A 16,207-nucleotide genomic window follows, 5' to 3' on the forward strand; every position below is an offset into this window, starting at 1 on the left:
TTAAAATTCGGATGTATGAGCTGCCTTAGCAACTCAATAAATAATAATTATCAGGAGCTGACGTATATATGGCATGGCAAGTCGCACAACTAACACAAGAAAACGCATTGATAGTCGCTAATGATTGGCATTACGACGGAAAATATGCTTTTTATGACATGACAGCCGATCCGGAAGATTATCAGGAAATCATTAGTCCGGTATTAAGGAAAGACCATTACTATCAGGTCTTAAACGAAAATAAAACACTTGTGGGTGTTTTTGCAATTGAACCTATTGACACTGAAAAGGACACTTATGAACTGGGATTGGGTTTGGCACCCCGACTAACAGGACAGGGACTTGGTCAAAACTTCTTAGACTTTATCCTTGATGATATTCAAAAGAACTTTTCTGTCAGTACGATTATCTTGGATGTTGCTGAATTTAATGTCAGAGCACAAAAAGTCTACCAAAAGCTTGGATTCAAAGCGGTGCGGCGGCATAGCCAAAAAACGAATTGTTCGACTTATCCTTTTATTGAAATGCGCCGAGATTTCAGAAATTAACCATCATTCATCATTCAACCTCAAAGTCTAACTCACTGCTTACATTAAAAAAGATCCAGACATAAAATTACCGAGACAATGATTAATAGAATAAATAACACTCTGCATCCGCCTAATTGACTTTTCCCCTCATATAGTTTATTCTAGATTAAAATTTGATTAGTCTACGAATTAAAAAGACGAAGAGAAGAGTAAACGTTCATTGCATCTAAGAGAATCCCGCCGGTGAGAAGGGATATGCAGGCCACGTTGAAGATGAGCTCTGATAAGTCACTGTGTTGTTCACGCAAGGCAGTCGGTAGGAACCGTTAACTTCCCGGGTATCAATCGGTACCGTTGAGGCATTATTTGTAAGAATAGTGTAAATAAGGGTGGTAACGCGAGCATTCGCCCCTTGTTTGTCGAAATGACATTCGGGGGCGGATGCTTTTTTCGTAGACTTAAGTCAATTCATAATTTTTAGGAGGATTTTCAAAATGACAGATACAGCAACCAAAATCAAATTTCCATATCGCTACGATGTAGTAGGAAGCCTACTTAGAACCCAAGCTTTAAAAGATGCTCATGAGAAATTCAAGAAAGGTGACATCACCGCTGACCAATTGCAGCAGGTTCAACACGATGAAACCCGAAAGATCGTAAAAAAACAAGTTGAATTGGGCTTAAAAGATGTAACCGATGGTGAGTTCAACCGCTCCTGGTGGCATTTAGACTTTTTATGGGGCCTTACCGGTGTTGGTCATTACGATTATCATCAAAGCTACAAATTTCATGGTAGTAAAACCCGAACCGACAATGCAGACTTGGTCGGCCGAATTGCCTACAACCCGGACCATCCTTTCTTTGACAGCTTCAAATTTTTAAAGTCAATCACCCCGGATGGCGTCACACCCAAACAAACCATTCCATCCCCTTCCATGCTCTTTCGGGATAATCGAAGCGACAACTGGTCAAAGTTCTACACATCATGGGAAGCATACTTGGACGATCTCGCTACCGCCTACCACCAAACCATTCAGCACTTTTATGATCTCGGCTGTCGTTACATCCAACTGGACGACACAACTTGGGCGTTCTTAATTACAAAATTAAACGAAACCGCCGACGATAAAGATGAACACCAACGCTACGTTCAAATGGCAGAAGACGCCGTTCAAGTTATTAATCAGTTACTAAAAGGACTTCCGGACGATTTAACCGTGACAACCCATATTTGCCGTGGGAATTTCAAGTCAACCTACCTCTTTTCCGGCAGCTACGACGATGTTGCGGATTACCTTGGCCAACTCAATTACGACGGCCTCTTCCTTGAGTACGATAATCAGCGTTCTGGAAGCTTTGCGCCACTTGATCGAATTTGGAACGGCAACAAGAACAAGCGCATTGTCCTTGGCCTGATCACCTCCAAATCACCCGAATTAGAGGATGAAGATCAAATTATCAATCGGATTAAGGAAGCTGAGGAAAAAGTGCCATTGGATAATTTGGCTCTTTCAACACAATGCGGTTTTGCATCAACCGAAGAAGGCAACAAACTTACCGAAGATCAGCAGTGGGACAAACTGAGCTTGGTTAAGCGAATTGCCGAGAAAGTTTGGGGTGCATAAACTGTCCATCGACTATTAATTATTCAATAAACAAACAGGGTGCCTGCAAAGTAACTGATGATTTACTTTGCAGGCACCCTGTTTTTGACTTATTCCTGATTTTTCAATGATTTTAATGTCACCATGACGTTAAACCAACTAGCATTCGTCCACCCAACGTTGTGATTAAAGACTGCACAATGCTAAGCCCCAGACCGACACTCTGGTTGGTTCTTGCCTGATCTGCTGTATAGAACCGGTTCATTAACCTAGTCGGATCCTTGGGTAGATTTCTGCCCCGATTGGAAAACGTCAATTTAACATGTGCGTCATCAACGCGCACTAATTCAACCCGAACTTCCTTTTCTCCATATTTTAGAATATTGCCAATCAAATTTTGACAGACCCTTGTCAGCAAAGTTGCATCGGTCTGCAAAATAAGATTTGGACTAATTGTTGGCGTGACCTTTAATCCGCGTTGATTAAACTCATCGTAATAGTTAAACAATTCATTTTCCAACAACGCTGAAACGTTTATTTTCTTTACTTTCAACGCAATACTTTTTTCCTGCATCAAATTAAAATCCATTAGGTAGCGTAAATAATAATTAACAGCGTCAAGGTTTCGTCCAATTCGCTTTAGCTTAGGCTGTTGCGCTGTATCCATTGACCGCATCAGCAATTGAACATACCCCATTGATACTGTCAGCGGCGTCTTGATATCATGGGTTAAATTCGTCAGCATTCTTCGAACCTGATCGTCCTGTCGAACTTGGGATTGCTGCAGTTCCCGACTGACCCTCAGGCTGGCATTACTCGCATTGATCAGCTTTTGAATAAGCGGTAAACCGGTATTAGCCGTTACAAAACCATTTGTCGTGTGCGCCTTTATATAAACCAATTCGGCCGTTACTCGCTTAATATCAATGATTATTAATAATAATAAAACTGCTAAAACAAGACAAACGATACTCAACATAATTACCATGGTTTCTCCCCTTAATCGAATCGCACACCAATTCCCCAAATTGAGTTAACGTATTGGACATTTGTACTTAGCACACTTATTTATTGTCACACCAAGGAGGCGGAAAACATGATTAATCAACTATGCGCTGATTTTTATCGGCAAACCCATACGTTGGGGCACTACCTACTATTGATATTAGTTATTCTCTTCAGTATCGTCGTTGTCTATTCCAAGCAAGTCGGGGGTGTAATGGTCAGTGCACCGGTTGATGTTCTTGAACGGTTATCGACTGTTCCTTGGACACTGCTATCTGGCATCCATGGGCTGACGATATCATCGAGCGTTTTAATGTACGCATTCATCAGCATCTTCGTTATGGTGATCGGTTACGAATTCAGCCAACAAACCTATAAAAATACATTGGTTTCCGGGATTTCGCGCTCTGGCTTTATTATTGCAAAGCTTGTCACGATGTTATTGGATATTTTCATGCAGATCGTCATTTTTTCCTTGCCGGAATTTTAACGGGAATGGCCCTAGGGCGAAATGTCGGTACCAGTTAGGCAAACCTGTTCGGCACAACTTTACTGACCGCGCTGATCGTGGCTTTCTTCATTGGCGTTGTATTCAGCATGGCCATTGTTATTTTGATGCTGACAGGATCACTAATCGGCAGCGCCGTTTTCATCATTATTTTTCCGCTGCTTGTTTCAATTATCAGTATGATTTCTAAATGGGATTGGTTAAAGTATGTTGATTTCTTCGGCGTTTCCGTCAAAATCAGCTTAAAGCAGTTCTCGGTTAGTCAGTTTCAACCTTACATCTGGTTTAGTGTCGCCATTTTAATTATCTGTTTTGGTTTATCGTTGATATTAATCAGAAGAAAGGAATTATAGAGCAGAAAACGCGCACTCTCATTATAAAAGAGGTGCGCGTTTTTTATTTTACAAATTGGCAATATCCCCCATAACATTCACTAAGAAATCATCGTTATCCTTTTCTCGGTTTCAACTGACCAGCATTTTATAATTTGATCATACTCAGGACTCCGATTAATTGCAATCACATTTTAATATGCATCTCTGCCTTGCACTTTTCCTGTCAATTCACTACACTAATTCATAATTATATTGATTATTTCTCGAGGTGAAACTAATGCTGGCTTGGATTACATTAAAACACTGCATCATACAGGTAACAACACTCTAGTGACCGCATAAAAATAAAACCAGACAACTCTCTATATACCCGGGTTGTCAACTCACTGGAGTGTTTATCTAATGAAAACTAATTATCCAACTAATATCAACACAGGTTATGCCTATACATTTTTCTCCTTTTTCGGGATTACCGGTTTATGGGTTATCTACCTGCAGATGCAAGGGTTAAGCCTTGTCGAAATCGGCCTGTGCGAAAGTATTTTTCACGTTGCCAGCTTTTTGTTTGAAGTGCCAACCGGCGTTTTGGCCGATCGCTTTTCCTACAAATCCATTTTAATCGGCGGCCGGATCGCATCAATTCTGTCCGCAGTTATCATGCTGACAAGTCATACATTTCTAATGTTTGCTTTCAGCTTTGTGTTAAGTGCCTTATCCTATAACCTACAGTCTGGCACAATCGATGCCCTGATGTACGATTCACTTATTGAGACAAGGCAAACAAAGGCCTATCCCAAAATCATCAGTACAGTCAACGTGCTGTATGAATTTGGCGACACTGCCGGGGTTGTCATCGCAGGTTTTTTCGTTCATTGGCACTTTGAATTAACCTATGTTATCTCTATCCTAATCGGATTCTTCGCGCTCATTTCAATCTTAATGATGAAAGAACCCCACGTCACACCATCAAAGGTATCAGCCCAAGCCCCCGAAACCATTGGGTCGATTCTAAGAACTTCCTATCGGGTTCTTAAAACCAATCGCGTATTGAGAAACCTGATGTTTTTTCAGGCTGTTTTTGCCGGAATTTGCACCTCATACTATTTTTATTTTCAATCGTTGATGGAGAAAGCCCATTTTTCGGGATGGATGATCTCACTTTTAATGGTGACTTCAGCGGCTGTCAATATTGTCGGCATCCACTTTACCCCTATTATCCAAAAACGTTTTCCAAAAGCTGTTTTGGTCAATAGCCTCAGTTGGTGCCTGATTGCCCTTTTACTGGTCAGCTGGCTTGATTGGATTCCTATGCTAATGATGCTTTTTCTCACCTCACAGCTCCTCTCATCCCTTGTGGAGCCGATTTTCAGCAGCTACTACAACGAAATGATTGATTCGAAGCAGCGGGCCACTCTCCTGAGTATCGCAAGCGTGCTGTTCTCCTTTGTGATGATCGGCCTATTTCCACTTGTCGGTTGGCTAATTGAGCACTATAATTTCTCATTTGCATTTGGAACAATCGGCGGCATTATACTAATCCTATATATAACAACCCGTATTAAAAGCCGAACCGTCTTAAAGTAACCTTAGTACCAAACTAACCAATCAAAAATCCTCTTCCGATCCATGGTATTCAACCCAAGGTATCGAAAGAGGATTTTATTGTAGGTGTAGCTCATTTTAACCGTTTCGTGCATGAATCAATGACTGACGCAACAATGCATCATTGTCAGCCGTCAGATTTTCAATTCATTATTTAGCGTACTTTGCGTAAGCCTTGTTCAAGTTAGCTTGGGCAGCCTTGTATGCCTTAAGGTATTTAGCCTTGTTGGCAGCAGTCTTGGCTTTCTTGTAGTTGGCTTTAGCTTTGGCTACTTTAGCCTTAGCGTTCTTTACAGCAGTTGGGTGTTGTAAAGTAGCCAGCTTAGCTTGGGCACTCTTGTAGCTGGCAAAAGCCTTCTTGTAAGCTTTAAGGTATTTAGCCTTAGTAGCTGACTTCTTAGCTTTTTTGTAAGCTGCTTGGTACTTCTTAGCAGTTGCTTTAGCTTTAGCAACCTTAGCCTTAGCTGATTTAACGGCTTTAGCATGCTTTGAAACAGTTGGTGTCTTAGTTGAAGATGATGATTCAGTTGGTGTCAAAGTTGATGACGAAGAAACTGATGTTGAGCTGCTTGAAACTGCTGAACCACTGGTTGCGGTTGCAGTTACGTTGTCAGTGTTGTTGGTATGTAAGCTTGCTGAAGCTACACTGCCAACGGAAAAGAGTGTGACCGCTGCTGTTAGATATAGTAAAGTTTTTTCATGTATAATACCCTCCGAGTTATGTTTTACCAATTTAGTCATTATCTATGACCGAAACAATAGTTGAGCGGTTAAAATGTTCAAGCCCTACACCCTTAGTTACATATAATAATATGTATTTAATCTTTTGTTAAGATCTACTATACTATTTTTATAAAAAACTTTTTAGAATTGAGTGATGATTGTGTTTTCGAAGATCAAAATTTGGCTGTCAAATAAATCCTACCTGATACTTTTTCTATTAATCAGTGTCTGGTTTATGGGATTTGCCAGCTATACGTCTCCGCTGTTTTATTTTGACTATTCACCGGATAACAACTGCTTTTTTACGGTTGGAAAGGCATTGATGCATGGTATTCTGCCTTATAAGGACGTTTTTGAACAAAAGGGCCCCTATGTTTACTTAATGCACGGAATCGCCTATTTATTGAGCAGCCGTTCATTACTCGGCATGTTTCCGTTTGAAGTTCTCAGTTTATTTCTTTCAATGTACATAGTCTACAAGATTGCGCGTATGTATACTTTTCAACTCGCAGCCTGTGCAATTGCGATTTTAATTCCTTTTTTTCAGCTGTTTCACCCATACTATAACTATGGTGATACGGTTGAATCACTTCTATTTCCGGCAATACTTGGACTGATCTATACCCTGCTGAAGGGCGACCGAAACCACTTTGTCATCTCCCGTTGGCTTTGGAGCCTTCAGGGATTTTTGGTCGGGCTGACATTTTTCATGAAATACACCCTGCTTGGCGGCTGGATCATCTTCTACCTGGCAATGTTTGCTTATTATCTTAAGCACAAGTCATGGAAAGAAGTCTCCAAAATGATTCGTTGGAGTTTGCTCGGTTTCTTAGTAGCGATTGTGCCATGGCTGATTTTCTTTTTGGCTACCCATTCATTATCCGCCTTTTTCCACGTTTATTTTTATGAGAATATGCATATCTACATGTTATCCGACAACTCGGTCTTCGCTAAGTTCATTGAATCCTTAACGATTTACAGTAGTTTTCTTCGTCAGGATCCCCTGATTTTTGTGTGTGGCTTTATCGGATACATCTATTTGCTATTCAGCAAGTCCGCTTTCAAAACCACATGGGGAAAAATGTTATTTGTCATGATGATGGTGGTTAACGCTGCTTTTATCGTCTATGGCTACCATCCCAATCAGGTCTACCAATATTACGAATTGGCCTTCTTTCCATACCTGGTTATTCCGAGTATTTTTGCGTTCGTTAATGCCATCAAAAAATTTGATGTGAAAATTAACGATCAAAACGAATCAATCGTCCTTTTAAGTTGCGCACTGCTAAGCTTTTTCTTAGTTTTAGGGGTTAACGATAATATTTTAAGTTCAAAGATTTTTCCCAATAACGGCTCCGTAACACTCAATCAAACCAACAAGCCACAACAACCCGCACAAGTCGAATTCGGCAACATTATGCGTGCACAGAGTAACGGTCGCCCAACCATGCTCAATTATGGGTCAATCGATATGGGCTTCTACACAACTTCTGGAGCATTGCCGAACACCTACTACTTCCAAAACTATAATATCGAGTATGATAAGGCGCCCCAAATTTTAAATGGCCAGTTGAATGTCATTAAAAATCATAAGGTCCAATGGATTGTCTTGAACACGCCGGCAGGTAAGCAGATTAATAAGTGGAGTGGCTACTCTGGCGCTAAAGGAAAAATAACAAGCGGCAACCTCAATCCAGGAACCAAAAAAATGTCCAAAACATTGTTCAAGCATTACAGGATCGTCACTAACCATACGCAAAACTTCGAAAGTGCTAACGTTACTTACTGGTTACTCAAGCGAAAAGATTAATCAGTTGAAAGGAAAAACAGTTTGAAAAATAGTATCCAACAAACACCTTTAGCCCCTACACCATCACCTATCAAAACTTTTTTTAAAACTAATCGGCTTGTTCTCGTCTCTTTTTTGGCCCTTAGTATCTTTAACGTCATTTTATTTCTAAGATACGGATGGTTGTTTGGTGCCCAAGACTTTCAATTCCATCTACAACGAATTGAAGAGCTATATCAAAATAGTCAACACTTTAATTTCTTCCCGTCAATAGCGACCTTTGCTTTTAACCAAAATGGTTCGGCTGTCATGAGTATGTATCCCAAGTTGCCGCTATATTTATTTGCGGCTTGTCGACTAGTAATTCGCCAACCGATCATCAGCTATTATATCGGCATTATCTTAATGACATTTATCGGAATGGTTACCGCCTACTTCAGTTACCTATCAATAGAACAAGGCAAGACAATCGGTGCGTACACTTTTGCAGTTGCCTACATGATGTCAGGACTGTTAATTAACACAAATTTCACCGCGGCGGATTTGGGAATCAGTTTTAGCCTTCTTTTCTTACCCCTGGTATTCGCAGGACTTTATCACTGGCTGACCAGTAATCACTATAAAATGTTAACCGTAGGTATTTCGTTGATATGTCTTTCTCATGTGCTAAATTTTATTTTCGTTATAGTAACCTTGGTGCTTCTAACCATCATTAACTTCAAGAAAGTAACTAAAAACAAACTCATTAATCTAGTCAAGGCTATTGTTTTAACAGTCTTAGTCACTAGTTCTTTTTGGTTACCTGCTTATAGTTTTGGTACGAGTGTCAAAATGGCATCACCGCAGAAATTTCCTTTGGCCGGTATTAATTTACCTAAATATTTATTTTTAACACTCACTAACAGCACATGGTCCAGCATTTCAATTGTTGCATTATTGGGCTTGATATTGGGATTTGTTTTTTATCGAACACTGCCAAAATACCTCAAACAGATACTATGGATTTCTATCTTTTACATCGTCGTAATCAGTAACATTTTCCCTTGGTATCTACTGCAGGACACAAAGATTTCAATCATCCAATTCACATGGCGCTTTTTAATCTTCCCTCAATGCTTTTTGATCCTTATTTTTAGCTACTGTTTAAATGATATTATCCAACGATTTTCAAAGAAAAATGTTCGAAGACTGGTTTTTAGCGTTTTCATTCTTGTCTTTCTTGTTCTGTCACTTCACTCACAATTCCGAATTACGCACTTTGAAATCAACGCCCCGGAAGTTGCTTCTCCTTTAACAAAAGATCAAAACCTTCAATATAAAGATGGCATTGTCTGGTTCAAAGCTACAAATTCTTACGAATACCAAAATATCTTAGGATTCATAGGTACAAAAGATTACTATCCCAAGAACACTCTTCCTGTATTCGACAAGATTGGATATCCCGAACATCATGCATTCATAAATAACACGGCTATTACCGTACCAACTAAAAATAAAGCCGGCAGCAATCAATCTGACATTTCCTTTCATTCAAGTCACACTGCATCTATTGAGCTTCCTTTCGTCATCTACAATCACCATTACCAAATAAAATTAGACAGCAAAAAAATCCCGCTCAACATCAGTAAGCATCAACTTCTGCTGATAAAAAACGTTAAAGCCGGAACTCATACTGTTCATGTTCAATACAAGAATAACGCAATAACCATTGCCGTTGCTTTAATGACAGTGGCAGGATTCATTGCTATTATCTATGTTCCAAAAAAACATCACTCAGTTTAGTTGCTATTTTTCCCGCAATGCTTTTAACTGATTTAAACCAGTAATAATTGATTGCTTGGAGAAGTTCCCTTCAACTAATTGATCATCACTGTATTCATTCAGCTCCGAATAAGACCAGATACCAAGCTTCATAAATTGGGCTTCGGTCATGGCATATTGTAAACTCAGTAATCGTTTTGCCGCATCAGCGTACCGTTTTTTATCGATCAGTCCCTGCAGCTCATTTTGATAGGGCAGTTTCTGTTCCTGCTTTTCGGGGAAAACAATTTCAGCTTCCGATTGGCCGCCCTTTCCGTGTGACAGAATATATCCAAGCCCTTCAGCGAATGCCCGAATTTGACGAAGAATAAAATCATTTTCATCTCGCACTTCGATCCCTCATTTCAGCCTAAGTCCTTATATAGATAATCTCTTTAATCTCCTACGAATAATTATTCGGTTTCAACTATAAGGATACCATATATAATGCATATTAATTGCCTTCTACTTCTATCTGAATTATGATAAAGTTAGCGATTGTAAATTAGGTAATTTAGCAACTAATAGAGTGGATGATGTGATGACTTTTAATCATAATTTTTATAAAACGTTTCCGTTCTGGTGCGGTCTCGTTATTCTAAGTAACCTCTTATTGATGAGCGATTGTCCGGTATTCGGTGCATTTTGGTGGTATCACGTTATTTGCACATTGATTGGTTTTATCATGATTTTGTATTCATTTGTTGCTTCCAGTTCTGAATGACAGTTAAGCTTTTCTCTTTGATATAGACATTCAATTGTATATTATTCATCGACGAATAAAGGGATCGAATCAAAAGTACCGACTGATTTGATCCCTTTGATTTCGGCCAACTTTCTAATCTTCCATTAAGCTTACCCTTTGAATTAGCAAAGTAGTTCATTTATTCATGGATTATGTTATATAATGACGGTGTTTGCTACATCCAATTCAGAAAGGATTTTGTTGATGAGAAAACGCATTTTTACGGTCGTCGGATTGGGGCTCTTAGCCACCATAACCGGTTTTATAACAGAACAGCCTGTTCAGGCTAAAAGTCAAAACAGCTATCAAGTCGTTAAATCAAAGGATTACTCCCACGTTTATAGCGATAAAAAACACGCCGTTCGCTTACCATTTCATACCAAAACAACTCATACGGCCTATATGTGGAATGCCCATCATACAAAGAAACTGCATAACCTTAAAAATTACCAGGCAACGACCTGGTTTCTTGCTAAAAGCGTTGTATTAAAACACGGCAATCATAAACGTGTTTATTATCAAGTCAAGAATACTACTCAATCCATGAGCGGATATGTTTGGAAGGGCTATTTAGCCAAAGGATACAGTCCCAAGGGTTATCAAATCGTCCAACAAAAATGGGCCAACCAATCCGGTTCCTATTACCCAAGATATTACGGTCAGGATGTCAAAATGTGGAATTATAATCACAGCAAGGTTCGGGTTCATTTAAAGAACTTTCCGGGAATGAATTGGTATCGAACCGAAACGGTTGTGATGCGCCACGGCAATAAGCGGGCTATCTATTATTACCTGAGTGGTACCCTCAGAGGGAACGGTCGAACAGTCGGCGGGTATGTTTGGCGCGGTTATTTAAAACGCGGTATCAATCCAAACCACACCGGTCAAAATTACGTTCCCATTGATGATTTCTTGGGCGATACAGACTATAACCAGTACGTTCAAACTGCTAAATACCAAAAACTGGCCAAACAGATTGCGGCTTTATTTCCATACAGCAAAATCGACTATGGCCTGTCAAGAATCGCCGCTTACAATTACGATGCTGCCAATCAATCCATTATGAGTGACGAAGATGTTAAACCGATCGGAACGGGTGGTTATAGTAACATTAAGGCATTCCCGGACATTGACCGATACCTGCTAAAACACTCGGCATGGTCGGATGCTAAAAAACTCAATGCCGTTAAAACCATGCTGGACGAAGCTGGTTATGATTCAGATAAACGAGCCTCAATGGCCGGTTATCAAATCGGCATTCAAATCATTGATAACATCCCCGACATTTTAGGTCAAATTGTTGCCAGTGACGGCAATGGCTATGCCAACGGATATGCGATCGTCATCGGTCAGCAGGATCCGACCGGTAATTCGGAAAATAACGACAAATCATTTTTCTACTACGATTAAGACCCATAAAACAGCTTTCGACAATGCTTAAAGGCGTTGTCGGAAGCTGTTTTTGTATGATAACATCATTTTAATCAGCTAATCCACTTAGAAACACTTGGCCAACTGCTTGAATTAATAATTACTCTTGGCGTTTGTTTTAAGTCACTGTGATCAGTCACAATACCATTGTTTAACGTCAAAATAGCTTTTAAACCGGGACGGTCGGCGAGAAACTTTTGAATTTGCGGTGTCCCACTACCATATGGATATGTGAAGATCGGCGATTGATAACCAACTTTTTGTTTGAGGACAGTTTGACTAACGGCGTAGTCCCGCTTAAATCGAACAAAGTTACTTGGGATATTGAATACAGGTGTGCCATGGTCAACCAGATAATGCATTCGATTTGTATGAACGGCGAACGTCACCAATTTTCCAGCGCGTTTCCTCATTCTTAAAATGGCCGGCCAGGTTGCCAGCTTGGTACCAGATTTATACCAACCGGTATTTCCCGTAATAATGGAATCCGTAAAGGGATAGTGGTGCTTCTGCAAAACCGGAAACGCATTGTCAATCATCGTACGGTCAATATCATCAAACGTCAAAACAACGTATTTCCCGTGAATTGGCTGATGCGTATCCATTATTTTAATTAATTTTGGTAATGAAATGACTTTAATATGGTTCACCTGCAGCGCATTCATTTGGCGTTTAAATGCCGGCAGATTAACATTAAAATCATGGAACTGGCTGTTAGGCGAGACGTTCTCATCAAATTTAACCATATCATTATTGTTTAATACCCGGTGGTAGCAAAAAACCATCACACCGTTTTTAATGTGCTGATCCCGAGCAGAAATGGCATAACTCGGTCGATTTCCCAATTCGTATTTGATATTGTGATGAACGCTGATCGCCAAGGCAATTAGGAAAAGGACAATAACGCTGCTTAAAATAATTTTACGGGTTGTTTTATTCACGATTTTTCGCCTGCCGTTTCAGTTTTCTAATTCGCAGCCATCCAAAAATAATCATCAGACTGGCAATCACCACAACCAGCAACGCAAATATGGCATATGAACGAAACGATAAATTTAAAACCAGATAATCCGAAACCAGCGCGTCTGAATAGATATTTAAAAGAAAACAAATATTGATATACACAATATATCCAGTACCCATCCAAAGGCCAATTAAAATAATGGCTCTTCGAAGCATCGTTAACAGCGATGACCTTTTTCGAATAATCAACTTAGAAGGTTGTCTTTTCTTCATCATCAAAGCCCCCGATCCGGACTACGCCAGCTGCCAACATGCTTGGGGTCCAAAAAGAACGACCCAAGTGCCGTCAAACAACTAATTAAATTAATGAACCAGTAGAAAACAACGTATAGCGGCAATAACAGCAAATCCTGCCAACTGATGAAATCCGATTTTTTGGAATCAGTGTATCCAATAATAAATTGCACCAAACTGATTAATAATAACAGAAATAGAATAACACCATCCATAATCAGATCACCGGTAAACGCGACCATCATCAGGTAAAAGAGGGTTACAAAGGCACAGCTGATTGCCCACAAATCGCTTAAAATCATATCCAGCAATAACCACTGCTCGCTTAAACGGCCTGTGACCAGCATTCCCCGATTTCTAAACAACACTTCAAAACCACCGCGTGCCCAGCGCCGTCTCTGATGAATCAAATCTTTAATATGTTCCGGCACTAAAATCCACGCAACCGACTGTGGGCAATAAACGACCTGCCATTGATGATGGTATAGACGCCACGTCACGTCAATGTCTTCGGTAATCGCATCGGTATTCCACCACCCAACATCGGCTAACGCTTCTTTTCGATAGGCAACCACTACTCCAGAAACAGTGGTGATATGCCCGGTCACGAACGCCTGACCACGCTTAATAATATCAATAACACCCACGTATTCCAATAATTCGAGCCGACCCAGGATACTGGTCCGATTTCTGACAATCGGTTTTCCACCAACGGCACCGACACGTGGATTGTTATAGAATTGTGCAAGCATTGGCTCCAATACATGACGATCAACGTAGCAATCTGCATCCAGGCAAAGTAGAAATTTACCATGTGCAATTTGAGCGCCCTGATTAAGTGCGTTTGCTTTCCCTTTATTTGGTTGTACATCAACGATTTTAACTGGAAACTGCTGCTTGTATTTTTGAACTAAGCGACGCATAACCGAAAGCGTTGCATCCTGACTGCCGTCATTGATCAAAATCAACTCGATCTTTAAATACGCCATGTCAGCTACCGACGTCACAACGTTTTCCAACGTATCAGCTTCATTATGAGCCGGAATCAGTACAGAAACTAAATCGGCAGGCTTGCCCTCATGCAGATTAATAAGTGGTACCTGCCGGCGCTGAATTGAAAAGAACACCGACCCAATGATCCAAACCATTGATACGATGACCGGATACAAAATCACAAATGAACTAAGCGTACGCATAGTCTTCCCTTCCCCTCTAAGCACGATATTTCCCTCAAATATCGTTTATAATGACTTTCGTGTAAGCACCAGAAAGTTCTTAATGAAGCCTTTCCCTGCTTGATAAATTTGCTGATCAGACACGTTTCCGGCGGAATCAGCCCAGAAAGAAACACTGCTGCCAACAATTCCCTTAAGCGATTTTAAGTGAGTGGCATCATCATTGTGCCACAGTGTTGGTTTCCAATATCGCTTCATGTCGCTACTCATGTACGAAACATTGCTCTTTGAAAGATTCTTCTTGGAAATATTAAAATATAAGTAGTAATCGTTGTAGTTAAAGACTTTAAAGTGATGACGAATCAAATTCGGCATCGAGGACCAGGCTTTTCTTCTGGCAGCACCCAATTTTCCGTATTGATCAGCGGTCCAATTCCAGTAAGTAACTTGAATATGATGATTCAACGCAGTCAAACTGCTGTTTAGGAAACCGTCATTCCAAGCTTCCGGAATAAACCCAAGTTTTTGAATAGTTGCACTGGTCGCGTTTAGGTAGTTAATGTATGCTGAATTCTTGGTTAATTTATCAGTAAATTCATCCCCGCCTAAGTGAAACCGGGCATCTTTTTGTCCCGCAAAATCCGCGGCAACTTCAGTATCAACTTTTTCAACGAACTTAATGCTGGCTTTACTTAAATGTAATTCGTCACCATAACTGTTGGAATGCCAACTCAATGCTTTAACCAGCTTTGATTGACCGGCTGCCTTTAGTGTATTCACAAGACCGGTTACGTGAGCAGGTGTATCAATTTCCGGAATCAATGTGACGTTATATTTTTTGGCGTTATTAACCAAAAAGTGAATTTGCTGTCGACTGTAAAACGCCTGATGCGTTTTTTTATTTCGCCAAATACCGCCTTGTTCAACAGCCCGATCCCTCGTCTGACCGACAACCTGATTTTCAATGGCAAAATCCTTATCATCACTAAGATGAAGCTGAATAAATTGACCGTGGTTCGTACTAACCAACTTGATAAATTTAACTAACGTGGCCACCCGATAATGATGCCGGGATACATCCAGTGTGACACCATTAAACCGGCCGTATTGGCTTTGAGTTGATTTTTGAACCGATTTTGTCGTTAAACTACACCCCATTAACAAAATAACCAACGGCATCAATAACAACCAGCGTTTATGCATATGATCTCCCCCCCTAAAAACCTTTTTAACGTATGTAATAATCGACTTTTAAAGTCAAATCTATACTAGCAAAGATACCTCAAAATGGTATTAACGTGACTTGTGAATGATGAATCGTTAACTATCTTTAAGAACTTGATTTCAAACCACCATTTTTAGCCGTAATGATGACCACCTCTGCCAAAAAATCGAGTTATAATGAAATAGCATTTATTTTCAGAAAAAAGCTATTTTGAAAACAAGGAAGTGATCCTGTGGCACTCGGTCAACTGACTAATCAAATTGTTCTGATGTTTGTTTTAATGCTGGTCGGCGTTTTGATTAACAAACTCGGCTTTATGCAGGCTCAAACATCAAATGATCTGACTAATATTCTGCTTTACATCGTTTCACCCTGTTTAATCATCGGAGCTTTCGAACAACACTATTCCGCTAGTCGCATGCAGCAGTTAATGCTGGTTTGTGTTGGCATTTTTATCTTCTACATAATTGAAATTTTT

General features: G+C 40.1%; 15 protein-coding genes and 1 pseudogene. 9 read left to right on the top strand and 7 right to left on the bottom strand.

The features are described from left to right. Positions 1-68: 68 nt before the first annotated feature. Positions 69-548 carry a GNAT family N-acetyltransferase gene (locus HMPREF0519_RS00415; RefSeq protein ID WP_003633697.1) on the top strand — a complete coding sequence of 160 codons (480 nt, stop codon included), beginning with the start codon at positions 69-71 and terminating at the stop codon, positions 546-548. A gap of 476 nt (positions 549-1,024) precedes the next feature. Further along, positions 1,025-2,155 (top strand): vitamin B12 independent methionine synthase, encoded by a 1,131-nt coding sequence (locus HMPREF0519_RS00420; RefSeq protein ID WP_003633699.1) that lies wholly within the window; start codon positions 1,025-1,027, stop codon positions 2,153-2,155. A gap of 118 nt (positions 2,156-2,273) precedes the next feature. On the opposite strand, the gene HMPREF0519_RS00425 is transcribed toward HMPREF0519_RS00420, so the two are convergent. Beyond that, entirely contained in the window at positions 2,274-3,122 is an 849-nt protein-coding gene (locus HMPREF0519_RS00425) for a sensor histidine kinase (RefSeq protein ID WP_003633701.1), read from the bottom strand. Between the two features lie 108 nt (positions 3,123-3,230). Between HMPREF0519_RS00425 and HMPREF0519_RS00430 the strand changes: the two genes are divergently transcribed. The 3 genes from HMPREF0519_RS00430 (at position 3,231) to HMPREF0519_RS00440 (ending at position 5,566) form a co-directional block, all read left to right on the top strand. Continuing rightward, on the top strand, positions 3,231-3,629 hold the full coding sequence (locus HMPREF0519_RS00430; RefSeq protein WP_003633702.1) for a hypothetical protein: 399 nt from the start codon (positions 3,231-3,233) through the stop codon (positions 3,627-3,629). 107 nt (positions 3,630-3,736) lie between these two features. Next, positions 3,737-4,000: a hypothetical protein gene (locus HMPREF0519_RS00435; protein ID WP_003633703.1), complete on the top strand. Its 264-nt coding sequence runs from the start codon at positions 3,737-3,739 to the stop codon at positions 3,998-4,000. A 384-nt stretch (positions 4,001-4,384) separates the two neighbouring features. Next, positions 4,385-5,566, top strand: coding sequence for an MFS transporter (locus HMPREF0519_RS00440; RefSeq protein ID WP_003633708.1), 1,182 nt, complete (start codon positions 4,385-4,387; stop codon positions 5,564-5,566). Between the two features lie 168 nt (positions 5,567-5,734). Here the strand turns inward: HMPREF0519_RS00440 and HMPREF0519_RS00445 are convergent, their stop codons facing one another. Then, the gene (locus HMPREF0519_RS00445; protein WP_003633715.1) at positions 5,735-6,325 is read right to left on the bottom strand and encodes a hypothetical protein; all 591 of its coding nucleotides are present in this window, start codon (positions 6,323-6,325) and stop codon (positions 5,735-5,737) included. Positions 6,326-6,461: 136 nt separating this feature from the next. Here HMPREF0519_RS00445 and HMPREF0519_RS00450 point away from each other — a divergent pair, with 136 nt between their 5' ends. Further along, positions 6,462-8,117: an ArnT family glycosyltransferase gene (locus HMPREF0519_RS00450; protein ID WP_003633717.1), complete on the top strand. Its 1,656-nt coding sequence runs from the start codon at positions 6,462-6,464 to the stop codon at positions 8,115-8,117. Between the two features lie 21 nt (positions 8,118-8,138). Then, the gene (locus HMPREF0519_RS00455) at positions 8,139-9,878 is read left to right on the top strand and encodes a 6-pyruvoyl-tetrahydropterin synthase-related protein (RefSeq protein ID WP_003633719.1); all 1,740 of its coding nucleotides are present in this window, start codon (positions 8,139-8,141) and stop codon (positions 9,876-9,878) included. A gap of 3 nt (positions 9,879-9,881) precedes the next feature. On the opposite strand, the gene HMPREF0519_RS00460 is transcribed toward HMPREF0519_RS00455, so the two are convergent. Beyond that, positions 9,882-10,247 (bottom strand): DUF6483 family protein, encoded by a 366-nt coding sequence (locus tag HMPREF0519_RS00460; RefSeq protein ID WP_003633721.1) that lies wholly within the window; start codon positions 10,245-10,247, stop codon positions 9,882-9,884. A gap of 598 nt (positions 10,248-10,845) precedes the next feature. Between HMPREF0519_RS00460 and HMPREF0519_RS00465 the strand changes: the two genes are divergently transcribed. Continuing rightward, positions 10,846-12,051, top strand: coding sequence for a D-alanyl-D-alanine carboxypeptidase (locus tag HMPREF0519_RS00465; protein WP_225429067.1), 1,206 nt, complete (start codon positions 10,846-10,848; stop codon positions 12,049-12,051). A 74-nt stretch (positions 12,052-12,125) separates the two neighbouring features. Here the strand turns inward: HMPREF0519_RS00465 and HMPREF0519_RS00470 are convergent, their stop codons facing one another. Genes HMPREF0519_RS00470 through HMPREF0519_RS00485 form a run of 4 tightly spaced genes read right to left on the bottom strand, consistent with a single transcriptional unit; the run spans position 12,126 to position 15,683 of the window. Further along, entirely contained in the window at positions 12,126-13,013 is an 888-nt protein-coding gene (locus HMPREF0519_RS00470) for a polysaccharide deacetylase family protein (RefSeq protein WP_003633724.1), read from the bottom strand. Continuing rightward, positions 13,006-13,311 (bottom strand): hypothetical protein, encoded by a 306-nt coding sequence (locus tag HMPREF0519_RS00475; protein ID WP_003556411.1) that lies wholly within the window; start codon positions 13,309-13,311, stop codon positions 13,006-13,008. Before HMPREF0519_RS00475 ends, HMPREF0519_RS00470 begins: the two co-directional genes overlap by 8 nt. Further along, positions 13,311-14,525, bottom strand: coding sequence for a glycosyltransferase family 2 protein (locus HMPREF0519_RS00480; protein WP_003633726.1), 1,215 nt, complete (start codon positions 14,523-14,525; stop codon positions 13,311-13,313). Before HMPREF0519_RS00480 ends, HMPREF0519_RS00475 begins: the two co-directional genes overlap by 1 nt. A 45-nt stretch (positions 14,526-14,570) precedes the next feature. Next, complete coding sequence (locus HMPREF0519_RS00485; protein WP_003556416.1) at positions 14,571-15,683, bottom strand: family 20 glycosylhydrolase; 1,113 nt, start codon at positions 15,681-15,683, stop codon at positions 14,571-14,573. Positions 15,684-15,961: 278 nt separating this feature from the next. Between HMPREF0519_RS00485 and HMPREF0519_RS00490 the strand changes: the two are divergent. Continuing rightward, positions 15,962-16,207: pseudogene (locus HMPREF0519_RS00490) on the top strand (AEC family transporter); the annotation flags it as partial.

Origin of the sequence: Lentilactobacillus hilgardii DSM 20176 = ATCC 8290 (assembly GCF_000159315.1) — a bacterium.
In the GTDB taxonomy this organism is placed as follows: domain Bacteria; phylum Bacillota; class Bacilli; order Lactobacillales; family Lactobacillaceae; genus Lentilactobacillus; species Lentilactobacillus hilgardii.

Excerpts from the sequence above, each read along its gene's own strand:
- HMPREF0519_RS00415 (WP_003633697.1), top strand. The coding sequence starts at position 69 with ATGGCATGGCAAGTCGCACAACTAACACAAGAAAACGCATTGATAGTC.
- HMPREF0519_RS00420 (WP_003633699.1), top strand. The coding sequence starts at position 1,025 with ATGACAGATACAGCAACCAAAATCAAATTTCCATATCGCTACGATGTA.
- HMPREF0519_RS00425 (WP_003633701.1), bottom strand. The coding sequence starts at position 3,122 with ATGGTAATTATGTTGAGTATCGTTTGTCTTGTTTTAGCAGTTTTATTA.
- HMPREF0519_RS00430 (WP_003633702.1), top strand. The coding sequence starts at position 3,231 with ATGATTAATCAACTATGCGCTGATTTTTATCGGCAAACCCATACGTTG.
- HMPREF0519_RS00435 (WP_003633703.1), top strand. The coding sequence starts at position 3,737 with ATGGCCATTGTTATTTTGATGCTGACAGGATCACTAATCGGCAGCGCC.
- HMPREF0519_RS00440 (WP_003633708.1), top strand. The coding sequence starts at position 4,385 with ATGAAAACTAATTATCCAACTAATATCAACACAGGTTATGCCTATACA.
- HMPREF0519_RS00445 (WP_003633715.1), bottom strand. The coding sequence starts at position 6,325 with ATGACTAAATTGGTAAAACATAACTCGGAGGGTATTATACATGAAAAA.
- HMPREF0519_RS00450 (WP_003633717.1), top strand. The coding sequence starts at position 6,462 with ATGATTGTGTTTTCGAAGATCAAAATTTGGCTGTCAAATAAATCCTAC.
- HMPREF0519_RS00465 (WP_225429067.1), top strand. The coding sequence starts at position 10,846 with ATGAGAAAACGCATTTTTACGGTCGTCGGATTGGGGCTCTTAGCCACC.
- HMPREF0519_RS00475 (WP_003556411.1), bottom strand. The coding sequence starts at position 13,311 with ATGATGAAGAAAAGACAACCTTCTAAGTTGATTATTCGAAAAAGGTCA.
- HMPREF0519_RS00480 (WP_003633726.1), bottom strand. The coding sequence starts at position 14,525 with ATGCGTACGCTTAGTTCATTTGTGATTTTGTATCCGGTCATCGTATCA.
- HMPREF0519_RS00485 (WP_003556416.1), bottom strand. The coding sequence starts at position 15,683 with ATGCCGTTGGTTATTTTGTTAATGGGGTGTAGTTTAACGACAAAATCG.